The following is a 26,888-nucleotide window of genomic DNA, read 5'->3' on the forward strand; positions in this document are numbered from 1 at the left end:
CAAAAACATAAAAACCGATGCTCAAAAGCGTAAGTGATTTTAATAGACCACCATTGACTAACAGCTTGGTGCTGTGTTGACAACAGGCGAGTCTACTCAACAAAATGTTAAAAATCGCAAAAATGATGCTCAAAAGTGGCGTAAAAAGCTCACTTATTTTGAAAATTCGTTAAACTGAACAATCGAACCTAAAAATCGAAACGATGAGGCATACAGAATGACTACAAAATCGTTATTGCAGCACCAACAAATGTCTACTCAACAAACCGTATTGACGTAGCATTGTCGAAAAGAACCCGTTTTGCATACTATACGGGTTGCTGAAATTAGCCATATTTCACAGCCACATGAACTAAAAACACCAAAAATCTATACAAAACGCTGAACTTTTGACCCCTGTGGCACAAAATTGGCACAACTTTTTCGGAAGTTATGAGGAAATGGCGGAAAACAAGAGAAAGCAACAAAAATCCATGAGTTTATCATTAACATCTGAAACTGCTGTTGAGTACACTATCTGACCTGCTAATGACACCTACATCATAATGGTTTGTTGAGTCATGAAAATTACAGAAAAACAGATGATTTCTACTTCATAAAACAGCTGTTGAGTAGAGCATGGATGGTGATGATAATTACATGTTTTGTGCGGTGAGAGCGAATGATTTGTTCATAACGAACAATGAAAGACGAGAAATGGACTGGGTGATATATACAGTTTTAACAAAACTCATGCGCCGACAGGATTCGATTCAACAATCCAACACTTAGAAAAAACATCATTGCAGGGTATACGGGGTTCGATTATATAAAGCAACACTTCGGCTATAGAGAAATAAAGACGAATGTACTCAACGGATGTTTTATGAAGTAGAAAACACGATTGCTGGGGTAATTGGATACGACAGCATAAGAAAACATTTAGCCGATTGTGTGGTGAACACAGTTACTTATAAAAAGGAAATACAATCTTTTGGGATGTGTACATAAAAAATCTTGGGATGAAGGAGATCAGAGGACATGAAAGTATGTTTAGTTGGTTCGTCAGGAGGACACCTGACACATTTATATATGTTAAAGCCATTTTGGAAAAACAAGGATCATTTCTGGGTCACTTTTGATAAGGAGGATGCAAGAAGCCTGCTCGAAGGTGAAAAAATGTATCCTTGTTATTATCCGACAAACCGGAGTCTAAAGGCTCTTATTAAGAATACCAAGATTGCATGGAATGTGTTACATAAGGAAAAGCCAGACTTGATTATCTCCTGCGGTGCAGCAGTTGCAGTTCCATTTTTTTATATTGGTAAAATTATAGGTGCAAAGTTGATCTACATCGAGGTTTTTGATCGAATTGATAAACCGACAATGACAGGAAAGATGGTTTACCCAATTGTGGACAAGTTTGTTGTGCAGTGGGAAGAGCAGAAAAAGGTTTATCCAAAGGCGGTTAACCTTGGAAGCATATTCTAAGTAGGGGATGAGAAAATGATTTTTGTGACGGTAGGAACACATGAGCAGCCATTTAATCGGCTGATTCAGAAAATAGATGAATTAAAGAAAGACGGCATTATAAACGAAGATGTAATTATCCAGACTGGCTTTAGTACATACGAGCCGAAATACTGTCAGTGGAGTAAGTTGATTCCATATCAGCAGATGGTGAAAAATGTGGCCGATGCCCGTATTGTGATTACTCACGGTGGTCCAGCAAGTTTTATCATGCCGCTACAGATTGGCAAGACTCCCATTGTTGTGCCACGTCAACATCAGTTCAATGAACATGTAAATGACCATCAGGTTGAGTTTGCAAGGAATGTGGCTCAGAGAATGGGAACGATTATTCCGGTAGAAGACATCAACACGCTAGGAGATGTTATCATGAATTATGACCAGATTGTTGCTGGTATGCGACATGGTATGAGCAGCAATAATGCTAAGTTCAATGAAGAACTGGAGAATCTGGTAAACGAATTGTATTGCGGGGAAAATCGATGAAAGAATTATTAATAATGGCCAAGTCGCTGGGCGGCGGCGGATCTGAAGTGGCTTTGATAGAATTAATTAATGCGCTTCCCGAAGAACTTTACAATATAACACTTGTATTGCTTGATTCGGACAATGAATATGCTTATCGTCTAAAAAAGAAGGTTAATATTGTTCAGCTGACTTTTAATAATTCTTTTGCAAAATCACTAGTATCAATGTATGCTTTTCCAGCAAAGGTGTTGAAAAAATTATCGATTAATTCATTTATTCCATATTACGATTTTGTTTCGAATTGTGTGACAAATGTCTTTGAAAAGACTTATGACATTGCTATTGATTTCTACGGATATGGTTCATTTGTGACGGCTTTCTTGGCGACAAAAATACGAGCAAAGAAAAAGGCAACATGGCTTCATGATGAAAAAATATATTGGATGAAAAGTGTCCAGAAATATTTATGTAAGTATGATAAGGTCTACGGTGTGTCCCAGGCAGTTGTTGATGTATTTTGTAGAGAGTATCCGCATTATAAAGACAAGACAGAGGTATTTTATAATGTTATTGATATTGAAGAAATCAAGCGAAAGTCTGAACAAGACGAGTTGATACCATTTAAGGAGAAGTTTAATATTGTGACCGTTGGTCGTTTGACGGAGCAAAAAGGTTATGATATTGCCATAGAAGCAGCAAGCATCTTGAAAAATAAGAAAATTAATTTTGCATGGTATGCTATTGGTAGTGGTAGAGACGAAGAAAAACTGAAAGAGTTAGTAAAAAAATATTGTTTAGAAGATCAATTTGTGTTCCTTGGTCGCAAAGACAATCCATATCCATATATGAAACACTGCAATTTATATGTTCAACCATCTCGGCATGAAGGGTATGGACTTACTATTCTTGAAGCACGGGTTGTAGGCTTGCCAATTGTGGTTTCAAATATTCGTCCTCTGACCGAACAGATTCAGGATGGTATCAATAGATATGTTGCGGAACTAAGTGCGGAAGCTCTAGCAGATAAAATTGAGTACTTATATAACAATCCTTCTCAAATGGAAAAGACTGTTGACTATCTGAAAGAACATCCGATTGATTTCTCTACCGAGTTGCTGAAGTTAGAAAATATTTGAAAAGAGATTGTTTATGAGAAAAGCTAAAGTAGTAATGATAACTTCATACTTTGATAGAAATGGTGTGACATCCCAGGTAATAAATTATGCTACGAACCTGGATAAGAATAAATTTCAGGTATCGATTGCTGCCGGAGAACCTTATGACATCGGTTATGAAAAATTATGCCAAGAAAATAATATAGAATTATGCAAGTTGCCTAAAAAGCAGAAGAATGTTTATACATATTATAGGATGATTTATTCTTATTTAAAAAAAGTGAAAGCAGATATTGTTCATGTACATGGTAGCAGTGCATTAATTACAATAGAACTTCTAATTGCTATGTTAGCAGGAGTACCGGTTCGAGTTTCTCATAGTCATAATACTATTTGTTCTCACCCGGTGTTACATCAGATATTAAAACCGTTTTTGAAAGTAGTGTCAAATTGCCGTTTAGCATGTGGAGAGCTTGCAGGAAAGTGGATGTATGGTGATGATGCGTTTAAAATTATTCCGAATGCTTTTGAGACGGACACATTTGTTTTGAATTCAGAGACTAGATTATCGATTAGAAAAAAACTAGGAGTAAGTGATAATTTAGTGATTGGGCATATAGGAAAATTTAACTACCAGAAAAATCAAGAATATTTGATTCGAGCTTTTGAGAAACTGTCATATAAAGATGATAAAGCAATACTGCTTTTAGTGGGGAATGGGCCCGATTTGGAGGAGATAAAAAATCAGGCACAGCACACAGCATGTGCAGATCGTATTATCTTTTGGGGAGCAACTGCGAATCCGGAAAGTTTATATTCTGCTATGGATATCTTTGCTTTACCCTCTAGGTTTGAAGGGTTACCTGTTGTACTTCTTGAAGCTCAAATTTCAGGATTGCCTTGTATCGTGTCGGATAAAGTAACACGAGAGGTGGATTTTGGGGATATTATTTGGAAATCAATAGAGGATGATCCACAAATATGGGCAGATACAATTTTATCAATGGGGCAAAGGACAGAAGTACAGAGAAAGCAATATCGCTTGCAACATGTAAAGCAAATTGCACGTTATGATATTAAAGAATCCGCAAAATTGGTTGAGAATATTTATGAGTGTAAATTACTAAAAAAGAAATAAAAGAAAAATTAAGAAAAAAATATTAACAATTAAGCTACATATAGTTTATGAAAGGGGATTAATATGCCAACATATGAATGATTAAGGCTGAAAGTATTAAAATTCTGGCGACTTGGTTTGGCAAATTATAGAAAAAATGTATCTGAAATTTGTGAATTGACAAGTATAGAGATTTGCCCGGAAAATTGCAGTTTAGATTTCAAGTAGTGATACATAAAAGTGGACGGTGAATTTACATGGAAAAAACGAAAATTTTATATCTCATATATTCATTAAATGCGGGTGGGATAGAGTCTCTATGCATGAATATACTGGATAATATTGATTTAACAAGATTTCAAATAGATTTTGCTGTAGTGAAAGAAAAAAACACAGAACAATTTTATGATGTAAAAGTAAAGTCTTATGGAATGAAAATCTTTGCTGTTGGAGATTTAAGACATGGTACGGCTCATAAATATCTATCAACCAGAAAGGATATTTATAATCTTATAAAAAAGGAAAAGTATGATGTTGTTCATATTCACTGTGGACACTGGGATAAGTTTCCAGATGCTATTAGCGCGAAGTTATGCGGAGTTAATAAAATAATTATCCATTCTCATAATGGACAGCTTACAAGAGATACAAAACTTTATAGAATCCGCTGTATGCTGCAAAAAGTTATTAAGCAGTTTTATCCTTTTATAGCAACAGACTTCTTTTCATGCTCGGATTTGGCTTCACAGTGGGCTTTCCCATCACGAGTCATAAAGGCCGGAAAAGTTGTATACATAAAAAATGGAATTGATTTAAATCGTTTCAAATATTCAGATGAACTTAGAACTAAGTATCGACATAAATTTGACTTTAAAGATGAATTTGTGGTTGGTCACATTGGTCGAATGTCAGAACAAAAAAATCATGAATTTTTGATCGATATTTTTAATGAAATTGTAAAGAAAAAGTCGAATTCAAAGTTGCTATTAGTTGGAGAAGGAGAACTTGAAAATCAAATTAAGAGCAAGGTTTCACGATTGAACCTGCTTGATAAAGTTGTGTTTCTTGGTACGACAAGTGAAATACCAGGAGTTTTGGCTGCCATAGATGTATTTGTATTTCCGTCTAGATTTGAGGGATTACCAGTTGTTGGAATAGAAGCGCAGGCGATGGGGGTACCTGTTTTCGCTTCGGATAAAATCTCAAATGATGTTAAAATTACCGAGGCTTGGCATACGATATCGCTCGAAAAGTCAAAAGAAGACTGGGCTAAAATAATTTTAAAAACAAATTTATTGAGAGCAAATGAAAAGTGTCGTAAAAATGTAGAAGACGCAGGCTTCGATATTAGGGATACAACGAAAAAGATTAGTAATATATATTTAGAAGGAAGAGAGAATGAACACTAAAATACCCAAAATACGAGTAGAACTATTTTTCTTATTGTTCCCGTATTTGAGCCCACTAGGGCTAAATAGTATTAAGGGCTTTAAAATTATAATTCTGTCTTGGATGATGATATCCATGGTGATTACAATTCTGTTATGGATTCAAAAGCCAAGATTTAATTTGTTTACTGGCGTTGGAATTGCATATTTTCTTTACATTATAATAATTACGATTATCGAAACTGGTGGAATTGGAGATGGTCTCAGAAAAATGTTTGGCGCGCCATGTCTATTTCTATTAATTGATTATTGGATGCGAGTTAATAAAAATGAGTTATTGAAAATGATGCTCCACATTTCGTTCATTGAGGAATTGCTTAATTTACTACTTTGGAATGTAAAAGTTTTTTCTGGCGATCAATATTTGCTGGGAATCCGGACATACTTCCCGCTCTTTGGTGTTTTTGGAATTTATGTTGCATTGCTGTGTATGGAATTTGGTATAAGTGGAACCAAAAGAATTGGTATGCTAACAATTGCAATGGCAATATTATCTAACTTTATCACATGGAGTTCTACTGGCGTTGTCGCAATTGTAATAATTATGGGGATGCTATTCTTTGTGAAACACGAAAAACTGGAGAGAATTGTTGATATTTGTGATTGTAAAAAATTGATTCCAATAGGTGTAGCATTGAATGTAGGAGTTGTTTTTTTTAACGTTCAATATTATTTCTCATTTATAATCTCGAATGTATTGGGCGAAAGTTTGATGCTGAACGGTAGGAGTATTATATGGGATAGCGCGATTAAACTAATAAAAGAAAAATTAATATTTGGGTATGGTGTTTACGGCGTATATATACCGCTGCCGGACTGGTGGGGAACGTCATATAACTATGCACATAATCAAATACTGCAATTTTTATTAGACGGAGGACTTATTGCCACCATACTATTTGGACTTTTAATTGTAATTGCGGGAAGAAATATTGATGCATCTAGAAATTATAGAATAGGAAAAATAAGTGCCATTGTGATGTTTTCCTACTTGCTGATGATGATTTCTGAAGCATATTCTAACTATTTGGTATTTTATGCTTTAATTGCACTGTTAGGAGAATATTGTGGTGAATACAGTGGTGAATACAATAGAAAGGAAATTGTTCGATGAAAATTTTAACTATTTCGGTGGCTGCATATAATGTTGAAAAGTATTTGCAAAAACTTATTAATTCAATTGAGGAGAGTGGATGTATTTCTGACATAGAGTTATTAATCATTGATGACGGATCAAAAGATTCAACACGAGATATTGCCATTGACTATGCCAAGAAACATCCAAATGACATTTTTTATATAGAAAAAGAAAATGGTGGGCATGGTTCTACAATTAACAAGGGAATGGAGTTAGCAACAGCAAAATACTTCAAAGTGTTGGATGGAGATGACTGGTTTGATTCGAAAGGTTTGAAGATATTAATTCAGACACTTAAAGAAAATGATTGTGATTTGTTTGTTACTAATAGGCTGCGAGTTTATGAAAATACCGGAAAAACCATAGTGGATAAGCCGACAGGTTTAGTGCCAAATAGAAGGTACAATATGGAAGATGCCTGCGCTTGTATGTCTAGATTGCTATTTCATTCGGTTTTTGTTAGGACAAGCATTTTGCAGGAAAACAAAATTCATATTGATGAAAAATGTTTTTATGTGGACAACGAAATTTTGTGGTATCCTTTCCCATATTTAAAATCTGTATATTATGTAGATACGGTAGTATATTGCTATCGCTTAGGTTTGGCCGATCAATCTGTTAACGTTAATGTGTTGGCTAAAAGGATGAATCAACACGAATTTGTAAATAAGAAAATGGTTGAGTTCTACTGTAATGTTCATGATAATCTTACACCTAATATGCAAGCATATTTCAATAAAGTTATTGGTGATAATGTCGCATGGCATTTTGAGGCATTGCTATTGCTTCCGCTTTCGTTTGAAAATTGGAAGAAAATCCGTGATTATAGAAAGTATGTGAAAACACAAATTCCCACAATAACAGAATATGTTGGAGCAAAGGCGATAAATATGATGCTAAAAACACCAATTATTTATCCGATTGCATGGTTTAAGAAGAGTAATATTAGAGGATAAAAATGATTGATTCAAAAAGTGATTTAAGAGAATATATGGAAAGAGATAGGATTGCGTTAGGAAAGAAAAAGCATCCTAAAATCATCGGAGACTACATTTGGAAATTTGAAATATTGATGCGCTATTGTGAATACTATTCCAACACAAAAAGCAAATCTGTTGTGAAGTGGCTGTTTCTCTTTATGTACAAAAGAGTGTCACTGAAACTAGGATTTTCAATTCCGATTAATGTATTTGGTCCGGGTTTATCAATTGCTCATTATGGCACAATTGTAGTGAACCCGGCAGCAAGAATCGGAAAAAATTGCAGAATTCATGAGGGCGTTACAATTGGAGCGACAAATGGCGATACAAGATCGGCTCAGATAGGGGATAACGTTTTTATTGGAAGCGGAGCAAAGGTAATTGGAAATATTAGTATTGCACCAGATGTTGCAATTGCTGCAAATGCGGTTGTTGTAACTAATATTCAAGAAGCTGGAACGACGTGGGGGGGAATCCCTGCTAAAAAAATAAGTAATAAAGATTCACATGATAATTTGAATCCGAAAGTATTTGATTGCTAATATGGAATAGAAGAATGGATAATAAAAAACAAGTTTCGATTAAATTTAATTTTGTTATGAATGCGATTTTAACGATGTCGATATTCATATTTCCTCTAATTACATTCCCCTATATATCTCGCATCTTGCACCCGGAAGGAACAGGAAAAGTTTCATTTGCTACATCAATCGTATCGTACTTTGCAATGATTGCGCAATTAGGCATCCCGACATACGGTATTCGCGCATGTGCAAAAGTTAGAGATAACAAAAAGGAGTTATCCAAAACAGTTCATGAAATCTTTACAATTAATATTGTGATGAGTACGATAACATACGTTCTATTTGTAATCGCACTATGTGTCATTCCCAAATTGAGTACTGATAAAGTATTGATGATCATTGTTAGTTTAACTATATTCTTTAACACGATTGGGATGAGTTGGCTGTTTGGCGCATTAGAAAAATACAAGTATATAACAATTCAATCAATTCTCTTTAAATTTATAGCGTTGATTGCAATGTTTGTACTAATTCATCAACAGAGCGACTACGTAATATATGGTGGAATATCAATCTTTGCTTCATCAGCGTCAAATGTTTGCAATTTTATATACGCCCATAAGTTTGTTGATTTTCATCAGAAGCAAAGATATGAATATAGAAAGCATTTAAAACCAATCTTTGTTTTTTTTGCAATGTCATGTGCGACAACTATTTATACAAATCTTGATACAGTTATGCTCGGATTTATAAATGGTGATGCAGAGGTTGGCTTTTATAATGCAGCGGTTAAAATAAAAAGTATTTTAGTTTGCGTTGTTACATCTTTGGGAACGGTTCTTTTGCCGAGAGCATCATATTATGTAGAACATAAGATGATGGATGAGTTTGATAGAATAACATGTAAGGCGATAAATTTTGTCTTTCTAGCAGCTGTACCAATGATGGTATATTTTATGCTTTTTGCAAGAGAAGGTATTTCTTTTCTTTCAGGTGATGCGTATGAACCGGCAACGATTCCGATGATTATAATTATGCCAACACTTTTAACAATCGGTCTTACTAATATTATGGGGATTCAGGTGCTGATACCGCTTGGAAAAGAGAAAAAGGTCCTTTATTCTGAAGTGATAGGGGCAGTTGTTGACTTTGTGATAAATATGCTCTTGATTCCGCGAATGGCATCTGCAGGTGCAGCTATTGGCACATTGATTGCAGAATGTATGGTTTGGTTTGTGCAGTATTACGTATTAAGAAAGCGCGTGATCAAAGCATATCGAAATATTCAATATTGGAAAATTGTAATTGCAGTTATTTTTGGAGCAATTGTATCTTTTTTAACAAAGAATTTAGTGACCGGATACTTTTTGACTTTAGTTGTGTCTGCAATTGTATTTTTTGGAATATATGCTTTGACTCTTTTTATTTTGAAGGAAAAATTCTTTATGGAAATAGTAAATGAAACGGTTCTTCCCGTTCTGTATAAATTGAAAGGTTGTGAAAAAAATGAATAAATATGATTATTTAGTGGTTGGGTCAGGTTTATATGGTGCAATTTTTGCTCACGAAGCAAGCGCCCATGGTAAGACTGTATTGGTTGTAGACAAGCGCCAAAACATCGCAGGAAACATCTACACTGAGAGTATAGAGGGCATCAACGTCCATAAATACGGAGCACATATTTTCCATACCAATAATAAAAAAGTCTGGAATTATATCACGCAGTTTGCAGAATTCAATCGCTTTACTAACAGTCCCGTGGCTAATTACAAGGGTGAACTGTATTCGCTACCGTTCAACATGTATACTTTTAACAAGATGTGGGGTGTTGTGACACCGGAGGAGGCTGCCGCCAAGATCGAGGAGCAGCGTAAGGAGATTTCTGGTGAGCCGCAGAATCTTGAAGAGCAGGCCATTTCTCTTGTTGGTCGCGATATCTACGAGAAACTTATCAAGGGTTACACTGAGAAGCAGTGGGGGCGTGATTGTAAGGAGCTTCCGGCTTTCATCATAAAGCGTCTTCCAGTTAGACTTACCTTTGACAACAATTATTTCAACGCTCTTTATCAGGGTATTCCAATTGGTGGATACACCAAGATGGTTGAGAATCTGCTCGACGGCATTGAGGTCAGACTAAATACCGACTACCTTGAGCACAAGGCTGAGCTTGATGCTCTTGCTGGCAAGGTTGTATACACAGGTCCGATTGACGCATACTTTGGCTTTAAGCTAGGTACTTTGGAATACCGCTCAGTGCGCTTTGAGAATGAGACCCTCGATATTCCTAACTTTCAGGGCAATGCCGCTGTCAACTATACTGACCGTGAGACCCCATGGACACGTATTATTGAGCACAAGTGGTTCGAGTTCGGTAAGGATGAGGATGGAAATGATCTGCCAAAGACTATTATCAGCCGTGAGTACTCTTCTGAGTGGAAGGCAGGCGATGAGCCTTACTACCCTGTAAACGATGCCAAGAACAATAAACTTTATGCTGAGTATAAAAAACTAGCCAATAATGAAAGTAAAGCTATTTTTGGCGGAAGGCTGGGGGAATATAAATATTATGATATGGATAAAACGATTGAAGCAGCTTTGAACTTATGCGAAAGGATGCACTTGACGGATGAACGCTGAACAAGAAAAAAGAAAGTTACAAGATACAATTTTGATTATTGCTAAAGAAATCGATAAAATATGCAAAGAGAACAATATTGATTATTTCATGGATGGAGGAACACAGCTTGGAGCGATTCGTCATAGGGGATTTATTCCGTGGGATGATGATTTCGATATTGGAATGAAGCGGATAGAATATGATCGATTTATAAATGTGTGTCAACAAAGTTTGAATAAGAAAAAATTTCATTTGGAAACAGAAAAAGATATTGGATATGGGTTTGCATTTGCCAAAATTCATTTGAAAGGAACAGAAATTATTGAAAACTTTTCACAAAATGCAAATGTGGATCACGGGATATTTGTAGATATATTTCCATATGATAATATTCCTGATTCAGATTTAAAACGTACCCTTTTCCTTGCAGAGAATCATATACTAAAAAATTTGATTTGGGTAAAAGCGGGGTATGGAAGTGCGGAGCAAAAACGGAAGTTATCATACTTTGTTTTCTCTCTTGTGGGAAAGTTTTTTTCATTGAAATGGCTTAAGAGTAGAAGAAGCAAATTAGTATGTAAATATAATAACAAAATAACAGAATATTGTTTTACAAGCGATTATCCAAAAAATCATTTGCAGACAAAATGGCTTGATAATAGAAAGCTGTATTCTTTTGAAAACCTTTCTTTTTATGGATTGATAGATTATGATTCGTTCCTTCGAATGCTCTATGGAAATTATATGCAACTTCCACCACCGGAGCAACGGATTGTTCATAGCAAATATAAAATTGATTTTGGACCATATTAAGATGGCTTGCGGTGGCAAAGAACTATAGCATCTTTTGATGTAACAAGTTACTGCGTTGATGAACTTAACCTCAGGATTTTATACGGTATACTTAAAAGTGACGATTAGTGTGCTGCAAATGTATCACTGCGGCTAGTAACGTTAAAGCTTTAACAAATAGTAACCGTGTTGTAGTTGTGTGGGATAGATAGCAAAGAAATTGAAAATCTTAATATAATAGTATTTATTTGGACGAAAAATATGTGTCAAAAGGAGAAGTATGTATGAATAGGCTGTAGAGATTAGATAATCAGTTATCAAAACGAGGGGTGGTAGCGCGTAAAGCCTCTAGGGTTCTGGAATTAGTAAATCATTTGATTTGTGCATGCTCAGTATCAGTTGAGGCTGAAATTGGAGAAGGAACGAATTTCTACCATAGGGGTATCGGTTGCGCGATACATGCAAGAGCGGTTATAGGCAAAGATTGCAAAATATTTCAGGGAGTAACAATTGGAAGTAAATGGTCAAATGGGATTTATTCAGGTGGTGCCCCATACATCGGAAATAATGTAATGATAGGAGCGGGAGCGGTGATTTTGGGAGATATCTCAGTTGGTGATAATTCTATTATAGGTGCAAATGCTGTTGTTATACATAATGTGCCTGAAAATTCTTTTGCGGTTGGTGTTCCGGCAGTAATTAAAAAGCTATGATAAAAATCAGCAGATATATTTTCTTAACTAGATATAAGTATTGGTTTGAATGTTTTTTAATCGAGCAATTATGATTAGAAAAGAAGTAAAGAAGAATCTAATGGACCTTGCATTGAGCAATGAAAGACGAGATGCATTTTTGTTTATGGCAAAGTTGTTGTCAGAATAAGTTAGAGACATTGCTTTTGTAATTTAACTTTTAGGACTGCAACTTCTTTGCTCGGAGGCTCTAAGATATCCATCTCAGTAAACTTTTATAAGATAGTCGGCTATTGGTGTGAGTCGGTAGTTTCGACTATAGATATGCGTTCACGAAAAATGGAGGATAAGTGTATATGAACAAACACGAAAGCGATATCATGAACTCGCTTTTGCTGGAACCGTTTATTAATCAGAGGATTCTGGCGGAAGTGTCAGGTCATTCATTGGGAGTGGTAAACCGCTCACTTAAGGAACTTATCAAAGCTGATTACTTGGATGAATCTATACGTCCAACAGCGAAAGCAATAACAGAATTTAAGCAGAGAACTCCACAACGCGCTGTTATTCTGGCAGCTGGATTTGGTATGCGGATGGTTCCCATTAATACGGAAATGCCGAAAGGTCTCTTGGAAGTCAATGGGGAGGCATTGATCGAACGTATCATCAAGCAGCTTCATGAAGTGGGAATAAAAGAAATCTATGTGGTTGTAGGTTTCATGAAAGAAAAATACGAGTATTTGATTGATGAGTATGGTGTAGAACTCGTAGTTAATGCCGATTATGCTTCAAAGAATAATTTGCATTCGGTCAAACTTATAAAAGAACATCTGGAAAATGCTTACATTATTCCTTGTGATATTTGGTGTGACAGAAATCCATTCCATCGACATGAACTGTATTCCTGGTATATGGTCAGCGATCTTGTAGACAACGACAGTAATGTCCGAGTTAACCGTAAAATGGAGCTGGTAACTGTACCAGAAAGTTCTGGCGGTAATGCAATGATAGGTATCTGCTACCTGGTAAAAGAGGATGCTGACACAGTTGCAAAACGTATTGAAGAACTATGCAAAAATCAGAGGTACGATGGAGCATTCTGGGAGGAGGCACTTTATAATAAGGATCGGATGATAGTAGCAGCTCGTGTGGTTCATTCAGCAGATATAGTGGAAATCAATACTTATGAGCAACTCCGGGAAATTGACAGCGATTCTAACCAGTTGAAAACAGATGCAATTCAGGTGATTTGTGAGGCTCTGGATGCAAAGCCAGAAGCAGTTACAGATATTACAGTTCTTAAAAAGGGCATGACGAATCGTTCTTTCCTGTTTACCTGCAAGGGAAAGAAATATATCATGCGAATTCCGGGCGAAGGAACTGATCAGCTCATCAATCGTCGTCAAGAGGCGGCGGTTTATCAAACTATTGATGGAAAGCATATTTGCGATGATATTGCATATATCAACCCTCAAAATGGCTATAAAATCACGGAATTCTTGGAAGGCGCGAGAGTATGTGATCCTTTGAATTATGAAGATGTTAAAAAGTGTATGAAGCGGCTACATGCGTTCCATGACTTAAAATTGAAAGTAAACCACGAGTTTGATATTTTCGGACAGATGGAGTTTTATGAAACGCTATGGGAGGGGACTCCTTCTGTTTATAAGGACTATGAAAAAACAAAAGCAAATGTTCTGTCGCTAAAGCCTTATATTAATGCACATGTTGGAGAAAAAGTCCTGACCCATATTGATGCAGTGCCGGATAATTTCCTTTTTGCGGAGAAAGATGGCAGGGAAGAAATCCGACTGATTGACTGGGAGTATGCAGGAATGCAAGATCCTCATGTGGATGTGGCAATGTTCTGTATTTATTCTCTTTACAATAAACGTCAGGTCGATCGCCTGATTGCAGCCTATTTTACGGAAGCTTGTAGTGATGAGACTAGAATCAAGATTTATTGCTACATTGCTGCTTGTGGTCTGCTGTGGAGTAACTGGTGTGAGTATAAGAGAAACCTCGGCGTAGAGTTTGGTGAGTATTCGCTTCGGCAGTACCGATATGCCAAAGACTATTATCGAATTGTTCGAGAAGAACTGAAAAAACAAGGGGAGGAAGAATAAATGCCAAAAGTAGAAAGAGCCATAATTATGGCGGCTGGCTTAGGAAATCGAATGCACCCGGTGACGCTGACAACACCGAAACCGCTGGTTAAAGTGAATGGTGTGCGGATGGTTGACACAGTCATTGATGGTCTGCATAAAAATGGAATCTGTGAAATTTATGTTGTTGTCGGATATCTGAAAGAACAGTTTGTCACACTTGAAAAGGAGTATCCTGGAGTCAAGTTAATTGAAAACCCCTACTACGATACTTGCAACAATATCTCTTCACTTTTTGTGGCACGAGAGTATATTGGAAATGCGATTATTTTGGACGGCGATCAGATTATTTATAATGCGGAAATATTAGCACCGGAATTTGAACGCTCTGGTTATAACAGTGTTTGGACAGACGGTGAAACTGATGAGTGGCTTCAGACTGTTGAGAATGGCATTGTTACGGCATGCAGTCGGACAGGTGGAAAAGGTGGATGGCAGCTGTACAGTATTTCCCGTTGGACTGCAGAGGATGGAAAAAAACTGAAACGCCACCTCGAAATTGAGTTTGAACAAAAGAAGAACCGACAAATCTACTGGGATGATGTGGCGATGTTCTGTTACCCGGAGGAGTATCAATTGGGTATCCGTCCTATGAATAAGGACGATATTATAGAAGTGGATAATCTGAGTGAGCTAATTGCTCTGGATGGCGGCTACAAAAAATATGTGGAGGAAAAGTAAATGAATACGAAAAAAGAATATGGAAAAATAGACTGGATGATAACACTGGTGCCTTTGGCAATCGTGATTGCATTATGTGTTCTATTCTTTTTTGTACCGGAACAATCGAATGCTGTACTGAGTCAGATTCGTTTTTTCTTTGGTGATACCTTTGGTACATATTACTTAGTAATTGGATTAGGAATTTTTATTCTTTCTCTGTATATTGCTGGTTCTAAGTACGGTAATATCGTCCTTGGCGAGCAGAATGAGAAGCCAAAGTATTCCTTCTTTGCGTGGGGCTCAATGATGTTCACCTGTGGGCTTGCTGCAGATATTCTGTTCTATTCGTTCTCGGAATGGGTGCTGTATGCGACTGATCCGCATCTGGCAGAGATGGGAAGTATTCAGGATTGGGCAGGCGTATATCCGCTGTTCCATTGGAGCTTTATTCCGTGGGGATTTTATCTGGTACTGGCCGTTGCCTTTGGCTTTATGCTTCATGTAAGAAAAAGAAATCGTCAGAAGTATTCAGAGGCTTGCCGTCCAATCCTTGGAAAACATACCGATAGCTGGGCAGGACGAATTATTGACCTGTTAGCTGTGTTTGCACTCCTTGCTGGTACTGCTACTACTTTTAGTGTGGCAACACCGCTTATGGCAACCATTATCAGTGAAATGCTCCATGTTGCCGTTAGTCGTACTGTAATCAACATTATTATTCTTCTGATTACCTGCGCTGTATATACATACTCCTTACTGCATGGATTTAAGGGAATCAGCAAGTTGGCAAACATTTGTATTTATATGTTCTTTGGCCTGATTGCCTTTGTGCTGCTGTTTGGTGGAGAAACACGGTACATTATTGAAACTGGTTTTTCTTCCCTTGGACGGATGATTCAGAACTTTGTTGATCTGTCTACATTTACTGATCCGCTCCGTACATCGAATTTCCCACAGAACTGGACGATTTATTATTGGGCATATTGGATGGTCTGGTGCGTGGCTGCTCCGTTCTTTATTGGCAACATTTCGCGTGGCAGAACAGTACGTCAGACAATTCTTGGTGGCTATGTATTTGGTGTTGGCTCTACGTTGACGAGTTTTATCGTACTTGGTAACTATTCTATGGGAATGCAGGTCACTGGAAAGGCTGACTTTATTGCACAGTATCTGGAAAATGGAGATTTGTATGGCATGATTGTGTCTATCATCAAAACGATGCCGGGCGCGCCTGTTATCATGGTAGTTGTTCTGTTGACGATGATCGCTTTCTATGCGACTTCTTTTGATTCGATTGCTTTGACAGCATCCTGCTATAGCTATCACACACTGGAGGATGGTGAGCAACCGAATAAAGGCATTCAGTTGATGTGGTGTATTCTGCTTATTTTGCTTCCGATTGCTTTGCTGTTTGCAGAAAGCTCCATGAACAATCTTCAGTCGGTGAGTATTGTTGCAGCTTTCCCGATTGGTGCGGTAATCGTGATGATTGCAGTCAGCTTTATGAAGGATGCTAAAAAATACATGGAAGAACTCGGTAACAAAAAATAATTTATGGTTTTATAATTTTAGATGAAAGAGAGAAATTAAGATGAACACAACATTACTTATCATGGCCGCCGGCATTGGCAGTCGCTTCGGAACAGGAATTAAGCAGTTGGAGCCAGTGGACGATGCTGGACATATTATCATGGACTATTCAATCCATGATGCGATTGAAGCTGGATTCAACCATGTGGTATTCATTATCCGTAAGGATATCGAGAAGGAGTTCAAAGAGGTCATCGGAGATCGCATTGCCTCTATTTGCTCTTCTCATAATGTAACTGTTGACTATGCTTTCCAAGATATTAATGATATCCCGGGAACTCTGCCAGAAGGTCGGACAAAGCCGTGGGGAACCGGTCAGGCTGTGCTTGCAGCGAAGAAGGTCATTAAGACTCCGTTTATCGTCATCAATGCAGACGATTACTACGGCAAGGAAGGTTTCAAAGCCGTACATGAGTATCTGGTGAATGGTGGCAAGTCCTGTATGGCTGGCTTCATGCTGAAGAATACTCTGTCCGATAATGGCGGTGTAACCCGTGGCATCTGCAAGATGGATGATCAGAATAATCTGACTGAGGTTGTGGAAACCAAGAACATCGTCAAGACTGAAGCTGGAGCAGAGGCAGACGGCGTGGTTGTTGATGTAAATTCTCTGGTGTCTATGAACATGTGGGGCCTGACTCCAGATTTCCTTACTACATTGGAAGAAGGCTTCAAAGAGTTCTTTGAGAAAGAAGTCACGGGCAATCCTCTGAAAGCAGAGTACCTGATCCCCATCTTTATTGGAGAATTATTGGAGCAGGGCAAGATGTCCGTAAAGGTTCTGAAAACCAATGATACATGGTATGGCATGACCTATCATGAGGATGTCGCGGCTGTAAAGGACAGCTTCAAGAAGATGCTGGAGAATGGCTTTTATAAGGCTGACCTGTTCAGTGATTTATAATATACTGGAGCTACAACAGAATGTAGCTTCCAACGCTGCTCGGACACTCCCACATATCTTCATGATGCATATCAAAAGAATTATTTGAAGATTTGAAATAAGAATGAAAAGCAAGATGAATAACGAGGAGAAAAGAAATGGAAATATTTAAAAGTATAGTAACCAATGTTCTCACAGCCTTTTACCAGCCATTTTGGTTTGCGGTACTCCTCACAATATTCATTTTGTTTTTTTATATGTATGCATATCAGCCAATTGACACCGGCAAAGGAATCAAAAACGCCTGCCTTGCCTGGGTTCGCACATTCAAAAATTCATTGTATTTTCGTAAACTATTTTGTCTTGTATTTTTTACGGTAATGATTTTGTTTCGAACTTTACTAAACCGTAATATGTGGATGAATCCCCTTTCTAATGTGATGGGCGGCTGGTGGATTTGGAGTACACAGGTAGATGGGACAGTAACACTTACGACAGAATGTTTTGAAAACATTGCCCTTATGCTGCCATTTACTTTTCTGCTCATGTGGACTGCCAAAGAGAAACTTTTAAAAGCGAAGGGCAGACAAATTTGTTTTACAAGTATTCTTTGGTATAGCACAAAGGCGGCATTTCTTTTTTCATTAACGATAGAGTTCCTGCAGCTTTTCCTGAGAGCAGAAGGGGTCTGACCCTCTTACAAAATTCTTTCAATAAAGAAAAATATGTAAATTCTCTTGCGCGAGTATAGCTCCTGTGATATACTGGAAGAAACTGGAATTGAGATTCTGAGAAATAGTAGAAATGCATCTGTGTTAAAAGCAGGTGCGTATCTTCTTATATATCATTAATGATAGTATCTTAAAAAATAAAAGGAATTAGGAGAGGATAATTATAGCGAGAAAGTTGAGAGAATGGTTTCCTGGAGCGATTTATCACCTTATGCACAGAGGAGTAAGGAGAAGTGCAATATTTGAGGATGAGACAGATTATCAGGTAATGCTGCAGATGATAAAGGACTGTTTAGAGAAATATCAGTGTATTTTGCATGCGTATTGTTTGATGACAAACCATATTCATTTGTTATTGGAGACGGATAGAATAGAAGTAGATAAGTTCATGAAGCGAATGTCAGAGCGTTATGCGATGTATTTTAATCATAAATATTCGTATAGAGGGCATGTTTTTGAAGGAAGATATAAGTCCTGTCTGGTGCGGGATGATGCATATTTTCTTCAAACAAGCCGGTATATTCATCTGAATCCGGTCAAGGCAGGAATCATAACGCGACCAGAAGAATATTTTGCTAGCAGTTATTGTATGATGATAGGAATAAAGGATGATGGTATAACACATAGAAGAAAAACGCTTTCTTATTTTCCTAAAAATGAAGTCTTTCATTATAGAGAATTTGTAGAAGATATAGGACATAAATATGTAGTTCAGGAACAAAGTATCAGGAAGATGATAGGAGAAGATGAATTATGGCTACCATGGTAAAGAGTTTTGCGATTCAGGGGATAGATGGATATTGCGTTGATATAGAGATAAAGATGCTGGAGGGACAGCCGGCAACGCTGATTATAGGACTTGGTGATCAGGCGGTAAAGGAAGCAGCGGAGAGGATCCAGGCGGCAATTGATGAAAGTGGATATGTGTTTCCTAAAAAAAGAGTAATTATCAGTCTGGCACCCAGTGATAAAAAGAAAAGGGGTTCACACTTTGATCTTGCAATGGCAGTCGGGGTGCTTCAGCAAAATGGAGATATTGGTGCAAAGAATTTGTCAGATTATGGATTTATTGGGGAGTTGTCATTAGACGGTCGGTTAAGGGAGTGTAGAGGAATTCTGCCTATGATTATTGCCGGTCAGAAAAAAGGAGTAAAAAAGATAATTGTACCGGAAGCGAATATAAAAGAGGCATGTCTGGTACATGGGGTAGAAATTTTAGGATTTCATGATATAGGGACAGTGATACGTTATTTAGAAGGAAAAAGCATTGTTACAGGGAAATATCAAGAAGAAAAAAATTTAGATGTTTCGGGTAAAAGTTTAGATTTCAAAGATGTAAAAGGGCAGGATGAATTAATAGAGGCAGCAGTTCTTGCAGCGGCTGGTGGGCATAACATGCTTATGATAGGAGAACCAGGATGTGGGAAAACAATGATTGCACAAAGAATCCCGACAATTTTACCGGAAATGACAGAAGAAGAGTGCCTTGAAGTGACAAAAATCCATAGTATTTCAGGATTATTGCCGAGTGGACATTCTCTGATGAAGTACAGACCTTTTCGTGCACCGCATCACAATGCATCATTAAATGCATTGATAGGAGGCGGAGTGAATGCAATGCCAGGGGAAGTATCATTGGCACATAATGGAGTTTTATTTCTGGATGAGCTTGCTGAATTCTCCAGAAGAACATTAGATGCACTTCGTCAGCCCATAGAGGATAAAAAGGTTTCTATTTCAAGAGTAAATAGTACGCATACATTCCCGGCAAATTTTATGTTTATCACAGCGATGAATCCATGTCCATGTGGGTATTATCCAAGCAAAAAGTGTAAGTGTACAGATTATGAAATTATAAAATACAGAGGGAAGATTTCCGGTCCAATTATGGATAGGATAGATATTCAGAAAGAGGTACATCCGGTTAATTTTTTTGAGATAGCAAATCAGAAGTCATATTGTAGTTCGGAGGAATTACGTAATAAAGTAAAAAGTGCAAGGCTCATACAGCAGGAACGTTACTCGAATGAAAAAGGAATCAATTGTAATGCGCAGATGACAACAGAATTAATACAAAAATATTGTGGGTTAGATAAAGAATCTCTAGATATATTAAGGGAAACCAGCGAGAAATATGCGTATAGTGCCAGAGTAATCCATAAGTTATTGAGACTTGCAAGAACAAGTGCTGACTTGGAAGGAGTTGAAAAAATTCGTCAAAAAGATATAGAGAAAGTTTTATTATGTCGGGATTTAGATAAAAGCAACAGTGAGATGGTGGTGATTAAATAATGTTATACTGGATATGGCTTACGCAGATACCATTTATCGGTCCAATCGCAGCCAGAAAGTTAATCGAATATTTTGAAAATGCTGAAAATGTTTACAAGGCGAAAGAAAAATATCTGGAGAAAATTCCTGGCTTATCAATAAAGCAAAAGAAAAATGTCATCGAATTTCGTTCTTTAAAAGAAGCAGAAAGAATTCTTGAAAATTGCGAAAAACAGAGTATAGATATATTATGTTGGCAGGATGAAAGATACCCCACGCGGGCAAAAGAACCAAAAGATGCACCGGTTATTTTATACTATAAAGGACACTTTAAAGAGATAGAGCGTACGATTGGAATTGTAGGTGCGAGAAGGTGTAGCCAGCAGGATAAACACAGAGCAGTAAATATTGCTTCAGAATGTGTAGAAAAAGGCATTACCGTTATAAGTGGGATGGCAAAAGGGATAGACAGTTATGCCCATACTGCGTGTCTGAATGCAGGTGGATATACAATAGCAATAATGGGAAATGGATTAGATATTTGCTATCCAAGTGAACATTATCAATTAATGAAAGAAATCGAGGATAAAGGTCTTTTGCTTTCAGAATATCCACCGGGGACATTACCAACAAAGTACACATTTCCACGTAGAAACAGATTGATAAGTAGCTGGTCGGATAAATTATTTGTGATAGGTGCAGGAAAAGGAAGCGGAGCATTAATAACTGTGGATTATAGTAAGAAGTATGCACGAAAAGTATACTGGTGATATTTTTAATGAAGGAGAAAAAGAATATTATGAAGTACAATACAGAAGATATATATAAGATAATTGATAATGAAGATTATTTAAAAGAAAGTAAAATGCAATATCTTACAGAAAAAGAAGCTCGTCAGAAAAGGTTAGAAGTATACGCGGAAAAGATTCAGGAAAAAGTACTGCATCAATCTTCAGAGATTATACAGTCGCTTGTAGAAGAAAGAAATAATCAGAAGATGACTCAGCAGGAACTGGCAGATATCACGGGAATAAGATCCTCAAACCTGGCTCGTTTCGAAAAGGGGGATAGAATTCCCACATTACTCATGCTGGAGAAATATGCCAATGCATTGGGAAAACATATAGAGATAAAAATAGGGGATCTTTAAATGATTGAATAAATAGATTTAATGTACACGGTAAACCATGCGTATCATGACATCCCCTTCAGGAAAGTATTATATAGACTGGGTCATCATTCTTTATGAATATCAAAAGACTCGCATAGAAGGGGTCTGACCCTCTTATAAGTAGAAAACTATCAGCAGGTGTACATTGGAAGAATCCAGCCGGGGAAAACTCCGGCTGATATTAAAATACGCTTGCAGAAGCAGCGACCGAAGAACTTCAAAGGTCATTATATCGGTTGCAGTGATGTGATCGTTATCACCGATGATGGAAAAACCACAGCTTACTATGTCAACAAAGATGGTTTTATCATCATTCCGGAATTTCTCATGAACCCCCAAAAGCATTGGGAGATATTAGGGGTGTTTCGTATATTTATCCGATTTTATGGAGATTTGGTTTGATTCGTGTTTCTGAAAAGACAGAAAAAGCATTGATGCGGAAAACTGGATAAATATTGTTGGATTATGAAGTAGATGTTAAAATAATAATTGAATCAAAGCAGTTTATGAATTTTAACAACGAGGATTTCGCTGTTGAGCATCGAGTAGATGGCAGTAACTAGAATACATAGAGGAAAACGAGAGATTATTATGGAAGATAAAAAATATCTTTTACAAACTTGCAAGCATTGCGGTAACAAAGGATTATTAAAAATAGTAGCTGATTATAAACAGCATTTTAAAGAAATGGATGGCACTGATGTAATCTTTACAGCAGATACTTGTTGGGTATTATTAGAGTGCCCGGTTTGTAAAGGAATATCACTTTACAAATCATATACTGATGATACAATGGTTACTCCATACGGATATGAATCTGACGTATCAATGGAATATCCCGGAAACAAATATGATTATAAACATGTTCCTGAAAGTATTCTTAAATCTTATCAGGCAGCAGTTAAAACATCAAAAGTGGATTTGAATGTTTGCTTGATAGCAATACGAGCAGTGCTTGAAAAAATCTGCAAGGAACGTGGCAGCAAAAAAAAGAATCTGGAAGCAATGTTGAAGGAAATGGTGAACAAGAACATTCTTCCGGAAACATTGGATCAATGCAGTTTTTTGATTAGAAAACTTGGCAATTCCGGAGCGCATGGTGATGATATAGGTATGTCACAGAGTGATGTTCTGGAATTGATTGATTTTATAGAAACAATTTTATATTACATATATGAACTTCCGATAAAAATTGCAAACGTGAATGATAAGTATAATTTGAAACTTGAAAATAAAGCAGAGAAAACTTTGGAATGTGAGTGAATAACTTATCCGAGGGATATATGTCTTGTTCTAGCAGGAATCTGGTAAATAAAATTGTTAATGTATTACTGAAAGATGGAGGTTGCGCAGGAAGTTTTCCATATAACATATGGATGAAGGATAGCTCACTATATGCAGTATAAGTAGTTGGATTTGAGGAATATGTTGGCTTATCATTTCTTGAAAAATACATATGTGTATCCGAAGTTTCTATAAGGGAAATCTGACACTAGGGATTGTAATCATCAATGACATTTCAGTAGTCACTGAAAATATTGTGGAATATTTGGAAAAAAGACATTTAGAACTTACAGAGGAATAATGGGAATTTTAACAAGCATACTTAGCAAGCAAAGAAAGTGGTTGTAATGTCGTATGATGTTATTAAAACGTAGAAGGTAATAAAATGTTGATTGATGTAATAAAGGAATTTTCCTGTCTGGATAGTATATGGGAAGAATATATTCAGTTTCTTGAGATAAAGAGTTTTACAGAAGCTAGTCATTGCCTTAGAGATATGTATATGAACATTATAAGTATTTTGACATACATTGATCTGGAATGCACTGACGAAAAAAATAGTTTATTTTCAGATGTTGATATTGTTCCTGAAATAGTAGGCATTATAGAAAAAGATATTAAATATCTTGAAAATATTTAAAACGGCAACAGGATTACCGTTCCGATATAAATTAAAAGTTGGTAAAAACGGAGAGTATAACAGAGAGCTGCTGATAGACCGGCGAGAGAAAAGTAAGAGTCTAGCCTGGAGTAGTGTGGTGCTGGCATTTGAAAATAGTAAGAGGATTTCAGAAGAAGTGAAGAAACCGAAAGCACTTGGAGATATTAGAGGGGGTTCATATATTTATTCGATACTATGGCGGTTTGGTTTGATCAGAGTGCCGGAAGCAATAGAGAAGAAAATGGAAAAGCAGAGATAAATCCCTGCTTTATTGCCTACGAGTGATTAGATTAACATGGATATATTAAAGGGTTTCTCGTAAAATAGAAAATGCATCAATGATTCCTTGCTTATAGGCAATACGGATATATTCTATAGTGAAGTATGCTATTTCCTCGTAATTGAATTTCTCAGAAGCGAGTATACGTTTTGCAATCTTGATACGTTCTTCTTTTTTCATTTTTTCGATTTCCTTACACAATTTAGAATTCCTCCTTGTCTGGTATTATATTATTTTTGTAGAAAATAACAAGGGATAAGTATTTACGTCTGCTTTTGTTGTAAAAAAATGAAATAATATACGAAAAAATCACATTAAATATAAATAAAATTTAAAAAAATGAGAATAAATATTGACGAATACGAAAAAAACGTATAATCTAAACTTACAGGAGGTACCAGAAATGCTAATAAGATTTAATGTGAAAAATTTTTTATCTTTTGCATCAAGAGAAGATGGTGGTACGGAAGAATTTTCTATGATTGCAGGAAGAACTCGTGCAAAGAAAGAACATTTATATGATGATGGAAAGATTAAATTATTAAAATTTGCAGCAGTATATGGTGCAAATGCAGCCGGTAAATCTAATCTGGTGAAGGCTTTGGATTTTATGAAGCATGTGATCGTAAGCGGGTTGCCAGATGGACATACTGAAAAATACTGTAAGGTAGATCCAGATAATGTGATGAAACCGAGTTATTTTGAATTAGAGATTTTATTAGGTGGTAAATATTATTCATATGGTTTTGAAATAATTTTAAGTCAGAGTCGCTTTATGTCAGAGTGGCTGGTGGAACTTCGTTCAGATAATTCAGAGAAAATACTTTTTACAAGGAATATTGTAGACGGGAAATATGAGCTGGCTGGTATTCTTGCCGGTAAAGGTTTAAAAGAAAAACTGAATGTCTATGCGGATGATATTCGTGGAGATAGCAGTGTACTTTTTTTGTCTGTGATGAATCAAAATAAAAAGAATCTGTATGAGAATCATAAAACAGCAGCGGTTTTGAAAGATGTTTTTTTGTGGATAAAAGATTCTTTAGATATTAATTATCCAGACCAACCAGTTTCAGATTACTCCTATCTCGCCAGAGCAGATAAGGTAAATGAAGTATGCAGGATTATTTCTGCATTTGGCACAGGAATTACAGATTTTGAATTAGTGGATGTTCCGATTGAAAAAGTGTTGAATGGGTTGCCAAAGAGTCTGCAAGATAGGATTATGTCGAATATAGAACAGAAACAGGTTGAGATAAGAAATAGTCATCAGATCAAGGGCATTGATATGATTTTAAGAACACGTGTAGAATTATTTATCATTACAATAGATGCCAGTGATGCTGTAAAATGTCAGACGATAGAGTTTTGCCATGGCAGAAAAAATGTTTTATTTGATTTGGGCGAAGAATCAGACGGAACTATACGTATTCTGGATTTGTTAGAAATCTTGCTGTCTGGTGAAGGAAAGACCTATGTGATTGATGAATTGGATCGTTGCCTGCATCCGAGTCTCAGCTATAAATTTGTGGAGACATTTTTAAATATTGCAGCAGGGAAAAATATTCAGCTTATAGTTACAACACATGAGTCAAGACTGATGGATTTTGATCTTCTTCGCAGGGACGAGATCTGGTTTATTGAAAAAAAAGAAAATGGAGAATCTGATATATATTCGCTGGAAGAATATAATGCCAGATTTGACCAGAAAATTGATAAAGCATATTTGGAGGGACGGTATGGCGGAGTGCCTATCTTCAGCACTATTTTTCCGGTGGAGAGGGCATAGCATATGAGAGAAAAAAAGATGTTTGCTCAAAGAACCAGGACCAGGAATACAGATGAAGCAAAGAGAAAATATTTTCTGGTATATGAAGGAAAGGAAACGGAAGAAATTTATTTTGAAAGTGTAAGTCAAAATCGTTCAAAGATTGGAATTGATCCGTTGCTAGAGCTGGTTCCGGTTGTACGTAGCTACAGCGAAGAAGGGTGGAGCAATCCAAAGAAAATAGTAGATCGTATGCTTTTGAACTTGGAAGAAAGCAGACTGGGAGTAGTGTCATATGAAACACTTTTGAACTGGTTTATGGATTATCTGTATGAAGAAGAGATATTAACAAACAGTAAAGTAAAAGCAAAAAGCTTATGGCAGACATTAGAGTGGATATGTAAGGAAAAACTACATGTCATGCTTACAGAGCAAGTAGAGAATCTGGAACAGACATGTCGAGTGATTGCAGAATATTTCCAAGATAAAGAAGGATACGAACAGATCATAGATGATGTACCACGTATTATCCAGAATAGATCTATTACTTATGCAGAAGGATTTGACAGAATATGTTTTGTTGTGGATCGAGACAGAGAGAGTTTTGTTGCACACCCTGAAAATAATCAGTATGAATATGTTCTGAATAAATGCAGAGAAAAGAAATTTGGTTTTTATCTTACTAATCCATGTTTTGAATTCTGGTTGTTACTTCATTTTGATGATGTAAAGGAACTGAATAAACAGCAGCTTTTAGATAATCCTAAAATAACTGCGAAACGTCGCTATACAGAACAAGAATTAAGAAAAAGGGTAAACGGTTATACGAAGTCCTCTTATGATGCGGATTGGTTTATAAATCGGATCGATGTTGCGATTCAAAATGAAAAACTGTATTGTGAGGATGCCGAGGAACTGGAGCATTTTGTGGGAAGCCGGGTTGGAATGCTAATTGAGGAAATGAGAAGAAATGCACAGCAAGATTTTGCCAGAAAGTAAAATGGAACAGATTTATAATGATGGT

The 26,888-nt window shown here is 36.6% G+C and carries 28 protein-coding genes; 27 read left to right on the forward strand and 1 reads right to left on the reverse strand.

Annotated elements, in window-relative coordinates:
• The first annotated feature begins 1,020 nt into the window (after positions 1 to 1,020).
• From pssD to FYJ25_RS09330, 25 genes are all read left to right on the forward strand, one after another.
• Positions 1,021 to 1,470, forward strand: a complete 450-nt coding sequence (gene pssD, locus FYJ25_RS09210; RefSeq protein ID WP_154581136.1) for a PssD/Cps14F family polysaccharide biosynthesis glycosyltransferase — start codon at positions 1,021 to 1,023, stop codon at positions 1,468 to 1,470.
• A 15-nt stretch (positions 1,471 to 1,485) separates the two neighbouring features.
• Positions 1,486 to 1,995, forward strand: coding sequence for a glycosyltransferase (locus FYJ25_RS09215; RefSeq protein ID WP_154581137.1), 510 nt, complete (start codon positions 1,486 to 1,488; stop codon positions 1,993 to 1,995).
• Positions 1,992 to 3,113 carry a glycosyltransferase gene (locus FYJ25_RS09220; protein WP_154581138.1) on the forward strand — a complete coding sequence of 374 codons (1,122 nt, stop codon included), beginning with the start codon at positions 1,992 to 1,994 and terminating at the stop codon, positions 3,111 to 3,113. Before FYJ25_RS09215 ends, FYJ25_RS09220 begins: the two co-directional genes overlap by 4 nt.
• Before the next feature lie 13 nt (positions 3,114 to 3,126).
• A complete protein-coding gene (locus FYJ25_RS09225; protein WP_154581139.1) occupies positions 3,127 to 4,230 on the forward strand; it encodes a glycosyltransferase family 1 protein in 1,104 nt (367 codons plus the stop codon).
• Positions 4,231 to 4,466: 236 nt separating this feature from the next.
• Complete coding sequence (locus FYJ25_RS09230; RefSeq protein WP_154581140.1) at positions 4,467 to 5,618, forward strand: glycosyltransferase; 1,152 nt, start codon at positions 4,467 to 4,469, stop codon at positions 5,616 to 5,618.
• Positions 5,608 to 6,771, forward strand: coding sequence for an O-antigen ligase family protein (locus FYJ25_RS09235; RefSeq protein WP_154581141.1), 1,164 nt, complete (start codon positions 5,608 to 5,610; stop codon positions 6,769 to 6,771). The genes FYJ25_RS09230 and FYJ25_RS09235 overlap by 11 nt, the downstream gene beginning before the upstream one ends.
• Complete coding sequence (locus FYJ25_RS09240) at positions 6,768 to 7,751, forward strand: glycosyltransferase family 2 protein (protein ID WP_154581142.1); 984 nt, start codon at positions 6,768 to 6,770, stop codon at positions 7,749 to 7,751. Before FYJ25_RS09235 ends, FYJ25_RS09240 begins: the two co-directional genes overlap by 4 nt.
• Before the next feature lie 2 nt (positions 7,752 to 7,753).
• Entirely contained in the window at positions 7,754 to 8,317 is a 564-nt protein-coding gene (locus FYJ25_RS09245; RefSeq protein WP_154581143.1) for a serine O-acetyltransferase, read from the forward strand.
• A gap of 14 nt (positions 8,318 to 8,331) precedes the next feature.
• The gene (locus tag FYJ25_RS09250) at positions 8,332 to 9,813 is read left to right on the forward strand and encodes a flippase (RefSeq protein WP_154581144.1); all 1,482 of its coding nucleotides are present in this window, start codon (positions 8,332 to 8,334) and stop codon (positions 9,811 to 9,813) included.
• Complete coding sequence (glf, locus tag FYJ25_RS09255; protein ID WP_154581145.1) at positions 9,806 to 10,936, forward strand: UDP-galactopyranose mutase; 1,131 nt, start codon at positions 9,806 to 9,808, stop codon at positions 10,934 to 10,936. The genes FYJ25_RS09250 and glf overlap by 8 nt, the downstream gene beginning before the upstream one ends.
• On the forward strand, positions 10,926 to 11,729 hold the full coding sequence (locus tag FYJ25_RS09260; RefSeq protein WP_154581146.1) for a LicD family protein: 804 nt from the start codon (positions 10,926 to 10,928) through the stop codon (positions 11,727 to 11,729). Before glf ends, FYJ25_RS09260 begins: the two co-directional genes overlap by 11 nt.
• A gap of 308 nt (positions 11,730 to 12,037) precedes the next feature.
• Complete coding sequence (locus tag FYJ25_RS09265; RefSeq protein ID WP_330578324.1) at positions 12,038 to 12,421, forward strand: serine O-acetyltransferase; 384 nt, start codon at positions 12,038 to 12,040, stop codon at positions 12,419 to 12,421.
• A 335-nt stretch (positions 12,422 to 12,756) separates the two neighbouring features.
• Positions 12,757 to 14,526, forward strand: a complete 1,770-nt coding sequence (locus tag FYJ25_RS09270) for an NTP transferase domain-containing protein (protein ID WP_154581147.1) — start codon at positions 12,757 to 12,759, stop codon at positions 14,524 to 14,526.
• Positions 14,527 to 15,246 carry an NTP transferase domain-containing protein gene (locus FYJ25_RS09275; RefSeq protein ID WP_154581148.1) on the forward strand — a complete coding sequence of 240 codons (720 nt, stop codon included), beginning with the start codon at positions 14,527 to 14,529 and terminating at the stop codon, positions 15,244 to 15,246.
• Positions 15,247 to 16,779, forward strand: coding sequence for a BCCT family transporter (locus FYJ25_RS09280; protein ID WP_154581149.1), 1,533 nt, complete (start codon positions 15,247 to 15,249; stop codon positions 16,777 to 16,779).
• 40 nt (positions 16,780 to 16,819) lie between these two features.
• Positions 16,820 to 17,722, forward strand: a complete 903-nt coding sequence (locus tag FYJ25_RS09285; protein WP_154581150.1) for a sugar phosphate nucleotidyltransferase — start codon at positions 16,820 to 16,822, stop codon at positions 17,720 to 17,722.
• A gap of 137 nt (positions 17,723 to 17,859) precedes the next feature.
• Complete coding sequence (locus tag FYJ25_RS09290; protein ID WP_154581151.1) at positions 17,860 to 18,393, forward strand: VanZ family protein; 534 nt, start codon at positions 17,860 to 17,862, stop codon at positions 18,391 to 18,393.
• Positions 18,394 to 18,643: 250 nt separating this feature from the next.
• Positions 18,644 to 19,201 (forward strand): transposase, encoded by a 558-nt coding sequence (locus FYJ25_RS09295; protein WP_154581152.1) that lies wholly within the window; start codon positions 18,644 to 18,646, stop codon positions 19,199 to 19,201.
• Positions 19,186 to 20,724, forward strand: coding sequence for a YifB family Mg chelatase-like AAA ATPase (locus tag FYJ25_RS09300; RefSeq protein ID WP_154581153.1), 1,539 nt, complete (start codon positions 19,186 to 19,188; stop codon positions 20,722 to 20,724). The genes FYJ25_RS09295 and FYJ25_RS09300 overlap by 16 nt, the downstream gene beginning before the upstream one ends.
• Positions 20,724 to 21,473 carry a DNA-processing protein DprA gene (gene dprA / locus FYJ25_RS09305; RefSeq protein ID WP_154581154.1) on the forward strand — a complete coding sequence of 250 codons (750 nt, stop codon included), beginning with the start codon at positions 20,724 to 20,726 and terminating at the stop codon, positions 21,471 to 21,473. Before FYJ25_RS09300 ends, dprA begins: the two co-directional genes overlap by 1 nt.
• 29 nt (positions 21,474 to 21,502) lie before the next feature.
• Positions 21,503 to 21,853, forward strand: coding sequence for a helix-turn-helix domain-containing protein (locus FYJ25_RS09310; protein ID WP_154581155.1), 351 nt, complete (start codon positions 21,503 to 21,505; stop codon positions 21,851 to 21,853).
• 159 nt (positions 21,854 to 22,012) lie between these two features.
• The gene (locus FYJ25_RS09315; RefSeq protein WP_408608967.1) at positions 22,013 to 22,276 is read left to right on the forward strand and encodes a YodL domain-containing protein; all 264 of its coding nucleotides are present in this window, start codon (positions 22,013 to 22,015) and stop codon (positions 22,274 to 22,276) included.
• A 189-nt stretch (positions 22,277 to 22,465) separates the two neighbouring features.
• On the forward strand, positions 22,466 to 23,137 hold the full coding sequence (locus tag FYJ25_RS09320; protein WP_167513804.1) for a DUF4145 domain-containing protein: 672 nt from the start codon (positions 22,466 to 22,468) through the stop codon (positions 23,135 to 23,137).
• Between the two features lie 406 nt (positions 23,138 to 23,543).
• Positions 23,544 to 23,798: a hypothetical protein gene (locus FYJ25_RS09325; protein WP_154581157.1), complete on the forward strand. Its 255-nt coding sequence runs from the start codon at positions 23,544 to 23,546 to the stop codon at positions 23,796 to 23,798.
• Positions 23,785 to 24,078, forward strand: a complete 294-nt coding sequence (locus FYJ25_RS09330; protein WP_243145722.1) for a hypothetical protein — start codon at positions 23,785 to 23,787, stop codon at positions 24,076 to 24,078. Before FYJ25_RS09325 ends, FYJ25_RS09330 begins: the two co-directional genes overlap by 14 nt.
• 45 nt (positions 24,079 to 24,123) lie before the next feature.
• Here FYJ25_RS09330 and FYJ25_RS09335 read toward each other — a convergent pair whose 3' ends face one another.
• Positions 24,124 to 24,300, reverse strand: a complete 177-nt coding sequence (locus FYJ25_RS09335) for a hypothetical protein (RefSeq protein ID WP_154581158.1) — start codon at positions 24,298 to 24,300, stop codon at positions 24,124 to 24,126.
• A 202-nt stretch (positions 24,301 to 24,502) separates the two neighbouring features.
• Between FYJ25_RS09335 and FYJ25_RS09340 the strand changes: the two genes are divergently transcribed.
• Both FYJ25_RS09340 and FYJ25_RS09345 read left to right on the forward strand, forming a co-directional pair.
• Positions 24,503 to 25,885 carry an AAA family ATPase gene (locus FYJ25_RS09340; RefSeq protein ID WP_154581159.1) on the forward strand — a complete coding sequence of 461 codons (1,383 nt, stop codon included), beginning with the start codon at positions 24,503 to 24,505 and terminating at the stop codon, positions 25,883 to 25,885.
• Between the two features lie 3 nt (positions 25,886 to 25,888).
• Complete coding sequence (locus tag FYJ25_RS09345) at positions 25,889 to 26,863, forward strand: RloB family protein (protein ID WP_154581160.1); 975 nt, start codon at positions 25,889 to 25,891, stop codon at positions 26,861 to 26,863.
• The last annotated feature ends 25 nt before the right edge of the window (positions 26,864 to 26,888 follow it).

The sequence above is a fragment of the Anaerobutyricum soehngenii genome, assembly GCF_009697165.1.
In the GTDB taxonomy this organism is placed as follows: domain Bacteria; phylum Bacillota; class Clostridia; order Lachnospirales; family Lachnospiraceae; genus Anaerobutyricum; species Anaerobutyricum soehngenii.